The following is a 16,044-nucleotide window of genomic DNA, read 5'->3' as shown; positions in this document are numbered from 1 at the left end:
AGTGCTCCAGAGTTCCCGATGTCCGGATACTTCCCATCAGCGGTGCTCGCCTCCCGGGCTTGTCGTGTCCTCTTCTCGGCCGGTACCCGGGTGCCGGTGACCGCACGGGGCCGGGTATCAACTCACACGGGATGCGACGTCGTGGGCATGGCACCCTCGGCGAGCTTGAGTCGCGTCCAGATGTTCATATTGATCACAACGGCCACGATCTCCAGGATCTCTTCCTCCGTGAAGTGCATGGCCATCCTGTCGTGTGCCTCCTGGACCCGGTTGTTGACAGTAGCGTCGGCGGCTCGGGTCAATGCCTCGGCGTAGGCCAGCGCAGCTCGCTCCTCCTCGGTGAACAGGTGCGTCTCCCACCACGCCGTGAGGGTCTCGACCTTGGACGGCGGGATGTCGGCGGTACGGGCAGCGGCGTGGTGCACCAGAAGGCAGTAGCTGCAATTGTTGATTTGTGCCACGCGTAACCGCAGAAGCTGGGCCAGGGCCCGTTCCACCTGAAGTGTGGCGGTATGGCCGAAAGCTGCGGCCCCGGCGTTTGCCAGAGCCATGAGTTGCTCGTTCGACGTGGCATCCAGTCGAACGTTCTGGATCTTGGTGTCCAAGAGATGGCCTCCTCTAGGTCACAACGACAACACCAGTGGGTGGGGGACGTCCACGTAAAGTGGACAGCCGCGTTGACCCAGGCGCTGTCATTGCGTCAAGCGCTCCGAGCGGACGGCCCCGCCTTATCGGTGCCGGGCGACGCGCAGCGAGTCGGCAGTTGTCAGGAGCGCGGCACCGAGGAGCACTGTGTCCTTCAACAGGAATTGCCCCAGCAGAGAAAGGCTGTACATCCCCTGCCCTCCCTGCCGAGTCCCGGGCGCCGTGGCCAGGAAACTGAGTGTGGTGAGGAACAACCCCGCCGCCCCGAAGCTACCGACTGCCGACGCTTTGGGCGCAAACGGCTTCGCGGCGATCAGCGAGCCTACGGTGATCTCCGTGACGCCTATGAGGCGGTTGAGCTTCTGTGCGCCCAGCTTCTTGCGCAACGCTGAAAACAGCGGATTCGATGTGATCAGGGGCTCGTCGTTTTCGACCTCGTACTGCTTGAATTTGAGCGCACCGATCCACAAGATGTTCGTCGCCAGTGCGGAGCGCAGGACCGCGAAGCCTACGGAAGCGAGGTCATCGGCCGAGGCGTGTCGTATGCCCATCGCTCGCTCCTAGTCCTTGTGCCGATATCGGCGTGCCTGGGACCATTACCCGCTGGGACCCGCGACACACAACGGGGACGTGCCGATCATCTATCTCCTGATCGCGTCATCCATGTGGCCAGCGACGGCAGACGGGTTTAAGTGTTGAATCCGTATCTGTCGGATGTTGGGCGAACAAGATTGCTCCATGAGGCACATCTTCCGAGCCGGGCCGCCCGTGCAGACCGAGGAAACCCATCGGGCCACGCCGTTCGAGGTGTTCTTCGACCTCGTGTTCGTGTTTGCCTTCATCCGGGTGGCGACGTTCACGGCACAGGCGCCGACGCCACTCAGGCTGGCTCATAGCCTTGTGCTCCTGCTACTGCTGTGGTGGCCGTTCACCAACTACGCTTGGCTGGCCAACCAGGTCCGCGCCGACGTGGGCCTGGTCCGCGCCGGAAACTCCGCTGTGATGGCCGCGATGTTCGTGGCCGCCCTGGTCCTTCCCGAGGCATGGCGGCACGGCAACCAGTCACTGGCCGCGCCCATGACTTTGGCCGTCGTCTACATCGTCATCCGGGCGGTATACCTGGCCCTTGTCTGGCACATATCGGTCGTTAACGCGCGGCTACGCGCTTCGCTGCGCTTCCGGGTCATCCCGCTCTCGGTGGGCTTTCCTGCGCTACTGCTCGGCGCGGTGTTCGGCGGCGCCACGCAGACGCTGTTGTGGGCCGCGGCGTTCCTCATCGACTGCGTCGGCGGCCTAATCATCGCGGTGGCCGCCGGACGCGCTCCATTGCCCAGCCCCAGCCATTTCGCCGAGCGGCACGGCCTGATCGTCATCATTGCTCTGGGCGAGTCGCTGATCTCGGTGGGCGTCGGCGCTGGATCGGCGGTCACTCGTTGGCCGGTCCTGGTCGCCGCGCTGCTCGCCCTGACCACGGCACTGGCCCTGTGGTGGCTGTACTTCGAAAACGCCGCCGCACCTGCCGCACAAGCCCTGGCACGGATCCCCGTTCCGGACCGGACTCGGACCGGCAGCATCGCCTACAGCTTGGCTCACTTCGTGCTCATCGCCGGGATCATCTACCTGGCCGTCGGCATCGAGGTGGTCCTCGCCCACATGACCCACCACCCACTCCAGCAGCCCGCTGGAACCCCGCTGCACTGGACTTCGACCGCCGTGCTGTTCGGCGGCCCGGCCCTCTACCTCATTGGTCGGGCCCTGTTTCTTCAACTCACCGTGCGGCACACCCCACTCGCCCCGATCCTCGCGACCGGCGCCATCCTCGCGCTGCTGCCCGTCGCCCGGCACCTTCCCGCCCTCGCCGCCCTCGCTCTGGTCACCATCATCGTGATCGCGCTGGTCTGCTATGAACGGATCAGTTGGCAGCCAACCGCCGCGGCGAGATGACTACCTATCCAGGCCTGGGACGATCTTCGAGCACCCCGACAGATACGGGTGCGGTCTCGGGCCGATGGCCGTGGAGCTGTCCGATCAAGATGAGCAGGCTCGTCCAATCATCGGTACCGGCCGTCGTAGCGGACTCGGCTCCGGGTATCCATGAAGCTGACGCCCACCCGTACCCCGTCCTCGACGATCCACCGAACCGTGTACGTCGCCCGGTACGTCGGCGGCCAGAATGAAGCGAAGCTCCCGTCACCCGTCACAGACCACTCGCCAGTCGACGGTGTTCCCCTGTCGGCGTAGGTCGTTCGACCATCTGCCGTGAATGTCTGAGTTGCACCGTCTTGGAACACGAGCTGTGCAGCGGTCAGGGCGGCGATCATGTCCACCGCATCGACCGGCTGGCCATCGACAACGTTCCCACGGGAAGGAACAGGGCCCATCGAACTCTCCTGACATCGGGTAAGACACTGGTCGCCGCCATCTCGCAGCGGGGCACGACATGTCGAACGACCAACGCGGAACACTCCCAGCCGCACCATATGGACTGCTTGGTCCACTAACCGCCCGCTGTGGAGACATTTACCAGATCGAGCGGCGCGCCGCCAGCCTGTGACAAGCGGCTTGCGGGCTGGCGCCGCGCCAGCCTACTCTGGACGTGATGGTCCAGTTAATATATCCCGGATTGCGGGCGACCACGTCCCCACCGCGGAGAATCTCATCACCGGGGCACTCGCTGACGTTGACGTCGTGGGCGGGTACCACATCGACATCCACCGGCCGAGTGGAAGCACAGGTGGCAGCGGGATGGCAGCTGCTCGGCCAATTGGGGAGGGGCGCATGGCAGTGATCACACGCGGCTTCGGCGGCCGCAGACGCGACGACGCCGACCTCCCTCCTGGCCAGTACCGCACCGACGACTTCCCGGTACTGTCGGCGGGACCGACGCCGCGCATCGGCCTCGACAAGTGGGAGCTCGCCGTCGTCACCGAGACCGGCGAGCGGAGCACGTGGTCATGGGCGGAGTTCACCGCCCTTCCTGCCGACGAGCCGACCGTGGACATCCATTGCGTCACGCACTGGTCGAAGTTCGGCACAAACTGGCGAGGCGTCTCGGTGGACACGTTGCTGGCCGACGTCGAGACCGCCGCCGAGTACGTCGTCGCCCACTCCTACGGCGGCTACACCACGAACATCCCGCTCGAGGACCTTCTCGACGGTCAGGCCTGGGTGGCGTACGAGTTTGACGGAGAGCCGCTGGTTCCGGTGCACGGCGGGCCGGCTCGTCTCCTCGTTCCTCACCTGTACTTCTGGAAGAGCGCGAAATGGTTGCGCGCTCTGGAACTGCGTCTCGACGACGAGCCCGGGTTCTGGGAGACGGCCGGCTACCACAACTACGGGGACCCATGGCGCGAGCAGCGATACCTGGCAGACTGACCTGGCAGCCGGCGACCGTCGCCGCCACCCGCGCGGAGACTGCGACTGCGCGGACCCTGGTCCTCGCCGTTGACGGCTGGACAGGTCACGTGCCGGGCCAGCACGTCGACATCCGGTTGACGGCTTCCGACGGCTACACCACGCACCGCAGCTACTCGATCTCGTCCGCCCCGGGGCCCGACCGGCTCGAGGTGACCGTCCAGGTGGTGACCGACGGTGAGGTCTCGCCGTATCTCGTCGGCGTTGCAGAGCCAGGTGACCAATTCGAGATCCGTGGGCCGCTCGGCGGATGGTTCGTACGCCGACCCGCCGATCCGCGCCCGGCGTTGCTGATCGGCGGCGGGTCCGGTGTGGCGCCCCTGATGTCGATGGTGCGTGCGGCGACGAATCCCACCAGGCTGCTCTACTCGGCCCGTTCTCCGTCCGATGCGCTGTTCTCTGCGGATCTTGCTACTGCAGAAGCCGCAGGCGATGGTCGCGTCGCTGTCACACGGGTCTATACCAGGGCCGCGCCCCCCGGCTGGTCGGGCCCACCCCGACGGCTGGACGCGGATGCCCTTGCCGGCGTCGCCTGGCCACGTGAGGCCGACGCTGTGGCGTTCGTCTGTGGGCCTACCGGATTCGTCGAGACCGTGGCCGATCTCCTCATTGATCTCGGCCACGACCCCATGAACATCCGTACCGAACGCTTTGGACCCACCGGAGGATGACCATGTTGACCACCAATGTCGGAGCAGACGACGCACCCTGGGTCGACGGTAACGCCCTCGCCGGACCGCTCGGCGAGATCATGGGGACCGACCTCACCGTTGCCGACCTCACCTGCGCCGGCTGCCGGACGACCCGTCCGCTAGCGGCGATGCGCGTGTTCGACCGAGCGCCCGGCCTCGTCGCCCGATGCCCCGGCTGCGAGGACGTCGTGATGCGCGTGGTGCGCATGGCCGGCCGGGTTCTGATCGACATGCGTGGATCACTCGTCGTCCGCCTCCCGACGCCCACTGCCTGAGCGCTGCCGAGCAGGTACCCGTACACGTACGCAGCCCGGCCTCACCCGCTTACGGACGAACGCGGATGATCGTCTTCCCCTTGGTTCGCTCGGTCGGGTTGAGGGCGGCGACGGCGTCGTCGAGGGTCGCGACGTTGCCGATGTTCGTCCGCAGTCGTCCGTCGCGCACCCGCCGGACGACCTCGCCCAGTTGGGCGCGATCGGACTCGACGACGAAATCGACCGCCAGGCCGTCCGCGGGTCGCGCCTCAGGCGGCCCGGCGATGGTCACCAGCGTTCCTCCGGCTCGAATCAGGCCTGCGGATCGTTTCCCGATGTCACCGCCGATGACGTCGAACACCAGGTCGACCCCGCCGAGGTCTTCCAGGGTGTCGTTGCCGAGGTCGACGAACTCCTGTGCGCCGAAGTCGAGCGCGGCCTGACGGTCGGCGGTGCGTCCGGTGCCGATGACGTAGGCGCCGAATTCACGTGCGAGCTGCGTCACCATCGAACCGACTGCGCCGGCCGCGCCGTGCACGAGGACGCTTCGCCCCGGCTGGAGGCGGCCGTGCTCGAACAGTCCCTGCCACGCGGTCAGGCCCGAGATCGGCAGGCTCGCGCCCACCGTGAAGTCGACGTCTCCCGGCAGCGGCGCGAGGTTGCGCGCCTCGACGGCCACGTACTCCGCCAGGGTGCCGTCGCGAGTCCAGTCCGTGAGGCCGAACACCCGCTGTCCCACAGACAGTCCCGTCGTGCCATAGCCGAGAGCGCTGACCACTCCGGCCAGTTCGTGCCCGGGGATCGACGGCGTGCGGTCACGGCCGAGGCGGTCAGTCCAGGTCGAGGGCCACGCCGTCTCTGTGGGGACGAATCCCGCGGCATGAACCTGAACGACGACGTCGTTCAGCGCCGGTGCCGGCTCGGGCCGCTCCACCAGCGTCATCCCGGCCGTTCCCGCGGCCTCGTCCGTCACCACGATCGCCTTCATCCGGTACCTCACTTTATCCAGTCCTCGTTTGCACGGTTACGAGGAGCTCATTTTGTTCTAACAGCATTAGCGGCACTAGGCCTCGGGGTCTTACCACGCTGATCGGTAGCGGTTGCAGCGCGAGGGTGGCGCGGAACGAGCGCGATGGCGAAGTCGTCGGTAAACGGCACCGGCGTCGAGGCCCGCCGTTTCGAGGGTCAGTTGCGGCTGCCGACGGCCTCATCGAGCTTGATCACCGGGGCAATCCTTTGGTGCGCCAACATCGGGCCGATGTCGGCTATGGCGCGCGCCGCCCCGGCCTCGGCGTCCATGCCCGCGACGACGGTCTGCGTTATGAAGAACAGCGCAGGGTTCAACTCGTTGTACGAGTCGCAGAAGGCTTCGTCGTGCTCGCTGAGCACCTTCCGCCGACGACCACGACCTTACGGCCCTCCACGCTGTCACTCATGACAGTTGCTCCTTCCTCACCGAATCGCGATTCGTGTCCGGCAGCACCCGGTTGCCTCACAGTGGCGCGAGGTCCTTAGAACTCGGCCGCCGGTGGGCATTCGGACGTTCGTCGCGAGCGGGGGCACGCAGCCGGACGTTTCGAACCCAGTCGCGGCAAAAGTGGCCGGTCAAGTCCACTTGTGGGGCCTGGCGGATGCTATCGCGTCGGCTAAATATCCCAGCTCATAGGCCATACGTCGGCAGCCAAGCAGACGTGCAGAGACCATCTTGCTTGGACCTTGTGGTCCACGGAGGGTGAGGGTTGCGCAAATATCGTTGGCCCGCAAGGTGTCTGTACATTTGGGGACCCAGGCGCGTTCCACCTGTTCCCAGCTTTACGCCAAGGCCGGGAAGGGAGAGCCGCGCCCCACCCGAGCCCGGCATCTACGCCGACGTTGTGTCCGGCGAGCCGCTGTTCGCATCTTTGAGCGCGAAGAGTCCAGCCGCGGGATGATCCGGATTGAGGCTCGCTCGCGGTTCATCCACCTCGACGACCTGGAGAACGCAGGGTACGGCGAATACCGCACCCTGTTCACGAGTGACCGCAACACTGACACCGACGACTAGTAGGGAGACGACGTGACCACCGAGAAGGCGATCCTCGCCGGCGGCTGCTTCTGGGGCATGGAGGAACTGTTTCGCCACCAGCCGGGCGTCGTGTCCACGCGCGTCGGCTACAGCGGCGGCGACGTCCCGAACGCCACCTACCGCAACCACGGCACCCACGCGGAGTCCATCGAAGTCGTCTACGACACCGACAAGACCGACTTCCGCGCGCTGCTCGAGTTCTTCTTCCAGGTTCACGACCCCTCGACGAAGAACCGCCAGGGCAACGACATCGGCGTCAGCTACCGCTCGGCGATCTTCTACACCAGTGACGAGCAGAAGCGGGTCGCCGAGGACACCATCGCCGACGTCGACGCCTCGGGCTTGTGGCCCGGCAAGGTCGTCACCGAGGTCACCCCGGCGGGCGACTTCTGGGAGGCCGAGCCCGAGCACCAGAACTACCTGCAGACCTACCCCAACGGTTACACCTGCCACTTCCCCCGCCCCGGGTGGAAGCTCCCGAAGCGGGCGAAGGCCTGACACTCCCGGCGCGCTGACCCCGGGTCCGCGCGCCGGCCCACACCGCCGCGGCCGGCTTGGACGAGGAGCCAGCCGGGTGGATGCAGCCTCTCCGGCACCGAGCGAGACCTGGCATTCGATCGGCTGCACGAGATGATGGTGCGCGCGGCGTTGCGGGAGGACACCCCCGAGCGATCCCTTGCGGCAGCATGCCGCACAGAGGACCAAGTAGTCCAGATAAAGGCACGCCGTCGCTCATCTCGCCGACATTGCACCGCGCGGCCAACTCGGAAGATCATGCATAGCCCTTCACCATCAGGCGAATGCGACATCATGACGAATGGACTTCAAGGTCCCATTCTCCATGAATTATCTGGCGTGCTGGATACACTTGACCGATGAGCGACGACCGGGTGGCTGCGCCGACGAACCAGCGGAGGATCAGTCAACGGGGCATCGCCACGCGAGAGCGAATCCTCGAGGCGGCAAACCGACTGATGTTCGTGCGCGGAGTGAACGCGACGACCCTTGACGACGTCCGCGAGGCAAGCCAGACGAGCAAGTCTCAGCTTTACCACCACTTCGCCGACAAGCAGGAGCTCGTGCGCGCGTTGGTCAAATACCGAGGCGCGCTTGTGCTTCAACGCGAGCGCGGAGGGCTCGAGCGACTGCGATCGTTCTCGGGGCTGGTCCGGTGGCGTAACGCGCTGGTTCAGGCCAACTCGCTGAACAACGGCAAATACGGGTGCGGCCTCGGGTCCATGGCCCTTGAGCTCTCCGATCAAGATGAGCAGGCTCGATCGATGCTGTCGGAGACGTTTACGGCATGGGAAAAGCTGATCAGTGACGGTCTGCACCGGATGCGGGACAGCGGTGCACTGCGCCAGGACGCCGACCCGGAGAAGTTGGCCACGGGATTGATGGCAGCTCTGCAAGGCGGCTACCTGCTGGCGAACGCCGCGCACAACATCGCACCCATGGAAGTTGCTCTGGACATGGCGCTGGAGCACATCAAATCGTTCCTCGTGCAGCCCTCCGGCGAGCCAACCCATTAATTGAACCGTTTCATCCAGATCAGGCTGGTCACGGCGGGGAAGCGGGTGCCGGTCCTGCCGACCTGTTCTGGCTCGGTCAGGTCCAGGCGTGGTCGAGGGCCAGTGCCAGCCGCCTGGTCCACTCCTCGGCAGTGCCCGTGATTCCGGAGTATTCGTCGGTGAAGTTGGACCAGTCGACCGCCCAGGACAGAACCGTCTCGGCCCTGAAGGTATCGGCTTCAGCGCCGAGTTCCGGTCGCATGAGCTGGCGGACGAGGGATTGGTCGACGGCGGTGTATTCGGCGAGCAGGACCGCGTCGTAGAGGTCCTTGCCTTGCGGGTACCTATCGGTGGCCAGCCACAGCAGCTTCCACGCCAGCGCCAGCGCGGCGGGCGCGGTCAGTAACGGCTTGTCGAGGTCCGGCAGGGCCAGCATCTCTGGTGGGAGAGGGAGTCGTTCGCCGAAGACGATGTCGATCTGTACGTGGCCGTCCGGTGCCTCCGGGGTGCTGAACGGGATGACCAGGCGGCGTCCGTCAGCGCGTTCGTACGTCCAGATGGCGGACTCGGTGATCCGGTCTGGTTGCACGCCGGCGCCCGTTGCGGTTCGGATGGCGGTCTTGATGTCATCGAGCAGCGTGCGCGCGTCGGTGCTGTCGCTGGTGATGGTGTGCGGGGTGACGACGAAATCGAGGTCCCCCGGCTCGCGGGCGGCGTCGCCGACAAAGGCGGCCATGGTGACGCTGCCGCGCAGCACCAGATGCTGACTCCAGGTAGTTGCGGCGATGGCCGCCAAGACGTTTTTCATGGCGGCGCGTCGGGCGTTGGTCCACCGCTGGCCGGTGGCCGTTACGAGGAAGTCGGGCTCGCCGGCGCGGTAGGCGTTCGGGTACTGCTTCAGGGCTGGGTCGAACGCCGCCCGCTGGCGCACGGTCGAGCCGGCGGGTAGCGGCTGGTAGGTCGGCGGGTAGCCCGGGGAATCGGCCGGCCCGTACCTCAGCCTGTTCTCGCGCTCCCGCGTATAACCGTTCGCGCCCGGCGTGGGCGATTCCAGCCAGCCGTGGTCGTGGTGCAGGTCGCTATCGGAGACGACGTACTCCTGCTCCACCGTTGTGGGCTCGTGGCCCGCGGCGCGGAGAGTCTCGACGAGGTCGTCCAGCCGCTGCCTGGCCGTGGCGAGCCCGACACCGTGACAGCGCTGGTTGACGAACCGCTCCTGCGCGCCGTCGGCACACTCCCGGCGGGCGTTGCGGGACAGCCGTGCCCCGTGCGGCGCGACCAGATCGGTGAGGGCCACCAGATCCGCCACCGCCGTACGGGGAAGCAGCAGTTTGACGTGATGCTCGAAGTACCGGCCACCGGGCTCGGCTGCGGCCTGCTCATCCGATTGCGGTACGCCGGTACACCATGGCGCCGCCTCGATCTTTGAACGGCACGGGTATATCTCCCCCTCGCGCAGTTCGTGTCGCCAACGCCGTGCCGTGTCCTGCTGCTCGGTCAGCGTGCCTCGCCCGTTCAGCGTGAGCATTGGTTTAGAGACGTATGCGCCGCGGTCGAGCACAATATGGACGAACTTCACGCCATGCTCGCTGGCGAACGCCCGCAGCTTCTCGGCCTGAGAGGCGTGAACCGTAATGTGGATTTCGAAGTCCCCCGATACCTCAAGCACCGGCGGAGTCTATGGCACGGTCCTCAGTCCGGAGAACTCGTTTCCCGCGGGCGGAAGCGAGTCCGACGAGGAGTGCGGCGAGCAGGCCGAGGACCAGGGCTGCGTAGCCGCCGACGATGCCGTTGCCGGTGCCAGGTCCTCCGTCGGCGGTGACCACCACCAGCCCGCCGACGAGCACGCCGGTCACTCCCGCCGCCAGGGCCACGGCTGATCTCCGCTTCCGGCTGTGGCTGGTGGGGCGGGCCAGCGCCAGTCCGCCGATGATCGCGCCGGCCAACGCCACCACGACGGCCGCGGTGGCCACGATGCGGTCGCTGGTCAGGGTGGATGCGTCGACGGTGGACGCGGCGAGCAGGTCGCTGATGGGCATGAGGTGCTCCTTCGTCTGGCCGGAACTGGCTGTCACCTGATCCTGTCCGGTGGTTCGCCGTCTGGCGTCGTGCCGGCGTGGTCATGTCATGCTGCTGCGGTCGTGGACCCCGGCTGCTGCGGATGCGGGTGCGAGCCGGGAAGGTACTGCGAATGCGGTACGGCTGGCTCCTCCCCTCGCACGAGTCGCCCTGGGCGGGTGTCCGGCTAGGGTGCGCGCATGAGCAGTGCACGGATCGGTGTCCGGGACTGGCTGATCGCGGCCGGGGTAGCGGCGATCCTGCTGATCAGCGGGCTGTCGGGGGAACGCACCGCCACCGGCCTCGATCCGCTCGGCGTCGTCCTGCTGGGCGCCGGCGGTCTGGCGCTGGTCGCGCGGCGGCGGGCTCCGGTCGTTGTCCTGGTCGTGGCCGGGGTGTGCGCGGCGGGCTACCAGGCGGCCGGGTTTGACGTGTTCGCGGTCGCATATCTGGTCGCGGTGTACGCGGCGGTGCGGGCCGGGCACCGGACCACGACCGTGGTGACGAGCGTGCTCATGCTGGCCGCCCTTCCCGTGGCGGCGATGACCTCGGGCCTGCCCGCGGGCGAGGCGTTCGCACAGGCCAGGGGGGTCCTTGAGCTGGCCTGGCTGATCGCCGCAGGTGCGGCGGGTGAGGCGTTGCGCCAAGCCGAGCGACGGGCGGACGAGGCCGAACGCACCCGCGAGGAGATCGCGCTGCGCCGCGCCGACGAGGAGCGGCTGCACATCGCACGCGAGCTGCACGACACGCTCACCCACCAGATCTCGGTGATCAAGGTGCAGGCCGAAGCCGTCGTGCACCTGGCCCAGAAGCGGGGCGAACCGGTGCCGGACGCGCTGCTGGCGATCCGGGACGCCGGTCGTGAGGCGTCCCGGGAACTGCGCGCGACCCTGGAAGCGCTGCGCGAGGACGGCAGCACCGCGCCGCACGGGCTCGACCAGATCCCGGACCTGGTGCAGCGGGCGCGGACGACCGGTCTGGCCACGTCGTTGACGATCGAGGGGCACCGCACGGGTGTGCCGGTCGCCGTGGACCGGACCGCGTACCGGATAGTGCAGGAGTCACTGACCAACATCACCCGGCACGCCGCGGCCGTCACCGCTTCGGTCCGTGTCGAGTATCGCCCCGACGCGGTCGTCGTCCAGGTCGATGACGACGGCACGGCCAGGCCGGAGTCCGGGCTCGTTCCCGGGGTCGGGCTGCTCGGGATGCGGGAACGGGTGACCGCTCTGGGCGGCCTGCTCCGCGCCGGGGCGCGCAGCGAGGGCGGCTTCAGGGTGCAGGCTGAACTACCCGTGGAACGGGCGTCGTGATCCGGGTCCTGCTGGTCGACGACCAGCCGCTCATCCGCAGCGGGTTCCGCGCCCTGCTCGACGCCGAGGACGACATCACGGTGGTGGCCGAGGCAGCCGACGGCCGTGCAGGGGTGGCGCTGGCCAGACAGCACCTGCCCGACGTCGCGCTCATCGACGTCCAGATGCCCGTCCTCGACGGAATCGAGGCGACCCGCCGGATCGCGGCGGACCCGGCCCTGGCCGCGGTCCACGTCGTCATCCTGACCAACTACGGCTTGGACGAGTATGTCTTCAACGCCCTGCGGGCCGGCGCGGCCGGCTTCCTCGTCAAGGACATCCTGCCGGAAGACTTCCTGCACGCCATCCGCGTCGCCGCGCGCGGCGACGCCCTGCTCGCACCATCGATCACCCGCAAATTGATCGATCGGTACGTCACCCAGCCGCCACCCTCCAGGAACACCGCGCTGGCACACCTGACCACCCGCGAACGCGAGGCCGTTACCCTGGCCGCGCACGGCTTGTCCAACGACGAGGTCGCCGAACGGATGGGAATCAGCCCGGTGACCGCCAAGACCCACGTCAACCGCGCCATGACCAAACTGCACGCCCGCGACCGTGCCCAACTGGTCGTGCTCGCCTACGAGTCCGGCCTGGTGATCCCCCGCAACCGCTGACGCGCGACAGCCCGGTACGGACCAACTAGGGAGCGGGGCAGCGTCCCAAAGATCAGGGACCAGGTTCGCTCGCCATGCCTCTGCGGTTCCACTCTGGCAAGCTGTTCCAGTGATGGTCGGTGATCTGTTGGACGACAGGTATCAGGTCGAGAGCCGTCTCGGCGCTGGTGGAATGTCGGTCGTCTGGCGGGCCTGGGACCGGGTCCTCGAACGTGCGGTGGCCGTCAAGGTCCTGGCCGGCGCGCAGGCCGCCGCCCGAGGCGCACGACAACGCATCCAGGCGGAGGCCCGGGCCGCGGCGGGCCTCTGGCACCCCCACGTAACGAGTGTGTACGACTACGGCGAGCACACCGATCGCGCCGGCCGTCACGTCTCGTATGTGGTGATGGAACTGTTGCCCGGCCAGACCATGTCCCAGCGACTTGCCGCCGGTCCACTGCCGCCGGCCGCCGCGATGCGGACGTGCGCGCAGGTCGCCGAGGCGCTCGCCGCCGCGCATGATCGCAATCTGGTGCATCGGGACATCAAGCCGTCCAACGTGATGCTGACACCCGCCGGTGTGAAGGTGCTCGATTTCGGAATCGCCACCACTGCCGGTCGACCGGAACTGGAGGCGGACGGACAACTGTTGGGCACCGCGGCCTACCTCGCGCCCGAACGTCTGGCCGGTGGCACCGTTCTGCCTGCCTCCGACGTCTATGCGCTCGGGCTGTTGCTCTACCGGGCACTGACCAATGAGCTGCCGTGGTCGGCGGAGACCCCCACGCAGATGTTGACTGCTCACGTGTACGTCGATCCGGAACCGCTGCCTGATGTTGAGGGAGTGTCACCCGAGGTTCACCGTCTGCTCGACCGTTGCCTTGCCAGGGATCCCGCCGATCGGCCGGACGCCGGGGAGGTGGCGACGACCCTGCACGGTCTGGCCGGTGACGTCGAGCGGCGGGTGCAACAAGCGGCGCAGCGGGTGCCCGTCGCACCTCTGTCGGCCCCGGCTACCGCCGTATCCCCTGCCGGTCGGCGTCGCCGTACCCCCCGTGCCTTGTTGATCCCAGTAGTTCTGACGGCGACGGCAGGGATCACGTTGCTCCCGCTCTTCCAGTTCCCACCCATCGACGGCAGCTCGGGCGGAGGCACCGCCTCCCGTTCCGGTGCCACCCCGTCCGGCGCCGCTTCAGATGTGTCAGCCGCTGAACCATCCGCTTCCCCGCAGGTCTCCGGGGAGCCCGCACCGGTCCGCCAACCACGCCGCACGCCGGCCGCTCCGGCTGGGCCGGCTGGACCTACCGTCGGAGCCGAGGCGCCGGCCAGCCCCGGCCGTACCATCTCACCCACCGCCGGGCAGCCGGCGGCACCCCCCAGTGCCGCACCTGCGCCGACCGCCGAAACGGCAGGCACACCCCTTCAGGCACTCGGTGGCGTGCTGAGGGTGCTCTGCACCGACGATCAAGCTCGCGCTGTCAGCCTCGATCCCGCCCCGGGCTACAGCATCAAGGATTACCGCTCGGGGCCTGCCAAGGAGGTCCAGGTGGTGCTGCTGTCCGCAGCTCACAAGAGCGAGATCAAGGCGCGCTGCGACGACGGTGCGCCGCTTCCGAAGATCAAGGAAACCCGTCAGTGAACGCTGCTCGGCATTTCTCGGACTCTTCGACGGTGTCAGGTGCCTGACAGCTGCCGATAACATCGGCGGATGAATGCGCCGCACCTTCCTGACGATGACCGGCGCGAGCCCGAGGACGACCAGCGCGACACTCCCCTGCTTGGACTCAGCCCGCTGTCCCGGGTGCGTCTGGATGAGTTGCTGCAGGAGATGCTGGTCCGAGTCGGCGAGGTCGTCACCAGCAGAGAGCGATTGCGTGCCCTGCTCGACGCGGTGGTCGCGATCGGCTCCGATCTCGATTTGCGGAGCACCTTGCGACGCATCGTCGAAGCCGCGTGTGAGCTGCTCGACGCCCGCTACGGCGCGCTCGGTGTGATCGGCCCGGACCGGCTCCTGACGGAGTTCATCACACACGGCATCGATGCCGAGCTGCATGCCCGGATCGGCGACCTGCCCCGTGGGCGGGGCGTGCTGGGCCTGCTGATCGCCGAGCCCCGGCCGGTGCGCATGCCGAACATCACGGACCATCCCCAGTCATACGGGTTTCCACCGAATCACCCGCCGATGCACAGCTTCCTCGGTGTCCCGGTCCGGATCCGGGACCAGGTCTTCGGCAACCTTTATCTGGCCGAGAAGCGAGGGTCGGGCGAGTTCACCGAGGACGACGAGGAGATCGCCGTCGCGCTGGCCGCCGCTGCCGGCGTCGCGATCGAGAACGCCCGGCTCTACGCGATCGCCCACCGTCGCGAGCGGTGGCTCGCCGCCACCGCCGAGATCACGACCGTGCTGCTGGGCGAGGTCCGTCGCACCGACGCGCTGAGCCTCGTCGCCCGCCGAGCCCGTGAAGTCGCAGATGCCGAACTGGTTCTGGTCCTGCTCTACGACGAGGAGATCGGACAGTTCACCGTCGAGGTCGTCGATTCGACCGGCGGCGCGGTTTACCCGCTGGTCGGTTCGGTACTGCCGGCCGTCGAAACCACCTTCGCCGCCTCGGTGACGGACCGAAGGCACACGGCCATCGAGAGTCTGGCCAAGGCCGCACCCTGGCCCGTACCGGTCACCGACGGTCCGGCCGTCGTGTCTCCACTGTCGGCGGGCGACACTCTGCACGGCGTACTGGTCGTGGCGTACCCGGCCGGTCAGGTGCGGCAGAGCGACGACGACGTGCCGCTGCTGGCCAGCTTCGCCGCCCAGGCGGCGCTGGCGATGGAGCGCGCCCGCGCGCAGGAGGAACGGGAACTTCTCGTCGTCCTCGAGGACCGTGAGCGGATCGCCCGTGACCTGCACGATGTGGTGATTCAGCGGCTGTTCGCCACAGGGCTGCAGTTGCAGAGCACCGCGCCGCTGATCGCCCGGCCCGAGGTCGGACGGCGGATCAACGCCGCCGTGGACGAGCTCGACTCCACGATCAGGGACATCCGGCGAGCCATCTTCGAACTACGGACACCGATGAGTGCCGCCCTGCGGAGCGAGATCCGCGACGCCGTGGACACCGCCGCCAGGTCGCTCGGGTTCCGGCCGACGCTGGAGATCTCCGGACCGATCGACAGTGCTGTGCCGGACGCCGTACGCCCGGATCTACTCGCGGTGCTCCGGGAAGCCCTGTCCAACGCGGTCCGGCACGCGCACGCGACCCACGTCAGGGTGCTGGTCCAGGTCGACGGGGCACGGGTCACCCTCACCGTCGATGACGACGGGATCGGCACGAGCCCCGATGCCGCCCGTGGTGGTCTCGTGAACCTGCGCGAGCGCGCCCTGGGTCTGGGTGGTGAGTTCGCGGTGGAACCAGCCGAACCGCGCGGCACGCGCCTGCGCTGGAGCGTTCCGCTCGGCGCCTGA

General features: G+C 67.6%; 16 protein-coding genes. 10 read left to right on the top strand and 6 right to left on the bottom strand.

Annotated features, from left to right (window positions below):
• Positions 1-122: 122 nt before the first annotated feature.
• A complete protein-coding gene (locus JOD64_RS27935) occupies positions 123-605 on the bottom strand; it encodes a carboxymuconolactone decarboxylase family protein (RefSeq protein ID WP_204944976.1) in 483 nt (160 codons plus the stop codon).
• Between the two features lie 123 nt (positions 606-728).
• Positions 729-1,196 (bottom strand): YkgB family protein, encoded by a 468-nt coding sequence (locus JOD64_RS27930; protein ID WP_204944975.1) that lies wholly within the window; start codon positions 1,194-1,196, stop codon positions 729-731.
• Positions 1,197-1,383: 187 nt separating this feature from the next.
• On the opposite strand from JOD64_RS27930, the gene JOD64_RS27925 reads away from it, so the two are divergent.
• The 4 genes from JOD64_RS27925 to JOD64_RS27910 all read left to right on the top strand — a co-directional run bounded on the left by JOD64_RS27925 (position 1,384) and on the right by JOD64_RS27910 (position 5,026).
• The gene (locus JOD64_RS27925) at positions 1,384-2,589 is read left to right on the top strand and encodes a low temperature requirement protein A (protein ID WP_204944974.1); all 1,206 of its coding nucleotides are present in this window, start codon (positions 1,384-1,386) and stop codon (positions 2,587-2,589) included.
• An 834-nt stretch (positions 2,590-3,423) separates the two neighbouring features.
• Positions 3,424-4,020 (top strand): sulfite oxidase-like oxidoreductase, encoded by a 597-nt coding sequence (locus JOD64_RS27920; protein WP_204944973.1) that lies wholly within the window; start codon positions 3,424-3,426, stop codon positions 4,018-4,020.
• Positions 3,990-4,730 carry a ferredoxin reductase gene (locus JOD64_RS27915; protein WP_204944972.1) on the top strand — a complete coding sequence of 247 codons (741 nt, stop codon included), beginning with the start codon at positions 3,990-3,992 and terminating at the stop codon, positions 4,728-4,730. The genes JOD64_RS27920 and JOD64_RS27915 overlap by 31 nt, the downstream gene beginning before the upstream one ends.
• Before the next feature lie 2 nt (positions 4,731-4,732).
• The gene (locus tag JOD64_RS27910) at positions 4,733-5,026 is read left to right on the top strand and encodes a DUF6510 family protein (RefSeq protein WP_204944971.1); all 294 of its coding nucleotides are present in this window, start codon (positions 4,733-4,735) and stop codon (positions 5,024-5,026) included.
• 49 nt (positions 5,027-5,075) lie between these two features.
• On the opposite strand, the gene JOD64_RS27905 is transcribed toward JOD64_RS27910, so the two are convergent.
• Positions 5,076-5,993, bottom strand: coding sequence for an NADP-dependent oxidoreductase (locus JOD64_RS27905; RefSeq protein ID WP_204944970.1), 918 nt, complete (start codon positions 5,991-5,993; stop codon positions 5,076-5,078).
• Between the two features lie 197 nt (positions 5,994-6,190).
• The gene (locus tag JOD64_RS27900; RefSeq protein ID WP_204944969.1) at positions 6,191-6,394 is read right to left on the bottom strand and encodes a hypothetical protein; all 204 of its coding nucleotides are present in this window, start codon (positions 6,392-6,394) and stop codon (positions 6,191-6,193) included.
• A 667-nt stretch (positions 6,395-7,061) separates the two neighbouring features.
• On the opposite strand from JOD64_RS27900, the gene msrA reads away from it, so the two are divergent.
• A complete protein-coding gene (gene msrA / locus JOD64_RS27895) occupies positions 7,062-7,568 on the top strand; it encodes a peptide-methionine (S)-S-oxide reductase MsrA (RefSeq protein WP_204944831.1) in 507 nt (168 codons plus the stop codon).
• Positions 7,569-7,945: 377 nt separating this feature from the next.
• The gene (locus tag JOD64_RS27890; protein WP_204944968.1) at positions 7,946-8,602 is read left to right on the top strand and encodes a TetR/AcrR family transcriptional regulator; all 657 of its coding nucleotides are present in this window, start codon (positions 7,946-7,948) and stop codon (positions 8,600-8,602) included.
• A gap of 76 nt (positions 8,603-8,678) precedes the next feature.
• On the opposite strand, the gene JOD64_RS27885 is transcribed toward JOD64_RS27890, so the two are convergent.
• Positions 8,679-10,250 carry a nucleotidyl transferase AbiEii/AbiGii toxin family protein gene (locus JOD64_RS27885; RefSeq protein WP_204944967.1) on the bottom strand — a complete coding sequence of 524 codons (1,572 nt, stop codon included), beginning with the start codon at positions 10,248-10,250 and terminating at the stop codon, positions 8,679-8,681.
• A complete protein-coding gene (locus JOD64_RS27880; protein ID WP_204944966.1) occupies positions 10,243-10,620 on the bottom strand; it encodes a DUF6223 family protein in 378 nt (125 codons plus the stop codon). Before JOD64_RS27880 ends, JOD64_RS27885 begins: the two co-directional genes overlap by 8 nt.
• A gap of 219 nt (positions 10,621-10,839) precedes the next feature.
• Between JOD64_RS27880 and JOD64_RS27875 the strand changes: the two genes are divergently transcribed.
• The 4 genes from JOD64_RS27875 to JOD64_RS27860 all read left to right on the top strand — a co-directional run bounded on the left by JOD64_RS27875 (position 10,840) and on the right by JOD64_RS27860 (position 16,044).
• Positions 10,840-11,952 (top strand): ATP-binding protein, encoded by a 1,113-nt coding sequence (locus tag JOD64_RS27875; RefSeq protein ID WP_204944965.1) that lies wholly within the window; start codon positions 10,840-10,842, stop codon positions 11,950-11,952.
• Positions 11,949-12,608 carry a response regulator gene (locus JOD64_RS27870; RefSeq protein ID WP_204944964.1) on the top strand — a complete coding sequence of 220 codons (660 nt, stop codon included), beginning with the start codon at positions 11,949-11,951 and terminating at the stop codon, positions 12,606-12,608. The genes JOD64_RS27875 and JOD64_RS27870 overlap by 4 nt, the downstream gene beginning before the upstream one ends.
• 112 nt (positions 12,609-12,720) lie before the next feature.
• On the top strand, positions 12,721-14,226 hold the full coding sequence (locus JOD64_RS27865) for a serine/threonine-protein kinase (protein WP_204944963.1): 1,506 nt from the start codon (positions 12,721-12,723) through the stop codon (positions 14,224-14,226).
• A gap of 189 nt (positions 14,227-14,415) precedes the next feature.
• A complete protein-coding gene (locus JOD64_RS27860) occupies positions 14,416-16,044 on the top strand; it encodes a GAF domain-containing sensor histidine kinase (protein WP_239561809.1) in 1,629 nt (542 codons plus the stop codon).

Source organism: Micromonospora luteifusca (assembly GCF_016907275.1).
GTDB classification, from domain to species: domain Bacteria; phylum Actinomycetota; class Actinomycetes; order Mycobacteriales; family Micromonosporaceae; genus Micromonospora; species Micromonospora luteifusca.
This window is presented reverse-complemented; position numbering and strand designations above follow the sequence as displayed.

Excerpts from the sequence above, each read along its gene's own strand:
- JOD64_RS27930 (WP_204944975.1), bottom strand. The coding sequence starts at position 1,196 with ATGGGCATACGACACGCCTCGGCCGATGACCTCGCTTCCGTAGGCTTC.
- JOD64_RS27925 (WP_204944974.1), top strand. The coding sequence starts at position 1,384 with ATGAGGCACATCTTCCGAGCCGGGCCGCCCGTGCAGACCGAGGAAACC.
- JOD64_RS27920 (WP_204944973.1), top strand. The coding sequence starts at position 3,424 with ATGGCAGTGATCACACGCGGCTTCGGCGGCCGCAGACGCGACGACGCC.
- JOD64_RS27915 (WP_204944972.1), top strand. The coding sequence starts at position 3,990 with ATGGCGCGAGCAGCGATACCTGGCAGACTGACCTGGCAGCCGGCGACC.
- JOD64_RS27910 (WP_204944971.1), top strand. The coding sequence starts at position 4,733 with ATGTTGACCACCAATGTCGGAGCAGACGACGCACCCTGGGTCGACGGT.
- JOD64_RS27905 (WP_204944970.1), bottom strand. The coding sequence starts at position 5,993 with ATGAAGGCGATCGTGGTGACGGACGAGGCCGCGGGAACGGCCGGGATG.
- JOD64_RS27890 (WP_204944968.1), top strand. The coding sequence starts at position 7,946 with ATGAGCGACGACCGGGTGGCTGCGCCGACGAACCAGCGGAGGATCAGT.
- JOD64_RS27880 (WP_204944966.1), bottom strand. The coding sequence starts at position 10,620 with ATGCCCATCAGCGACCTGCTCGCCGCGTCCACCGTCGACGCATCCACC.
- JOD64_RS27875 (WP_204944965.1), top strand. The coding sequence starts at position 10,840 with ATGAGCAGTGCACGGATCGGTGTCCGGGACTGGCTGATCGCGGCCGGG.
- JOD64_RS27865 (WP_204944963.1), top strand. The coding sequence starts at position 12,721 with ATGGTCGGTGATCTGTTGGACGACAGGTATCAGGTCGAGAGCCGTCTC.
- JOD64_RS27860 (WP_239561809.1), top strand. The coding sequence starts at position 14,416 with ATGCTGGTCCGAGTCGGCGAGGTCGTCACCAGCAGAGAGCGATTGCGT.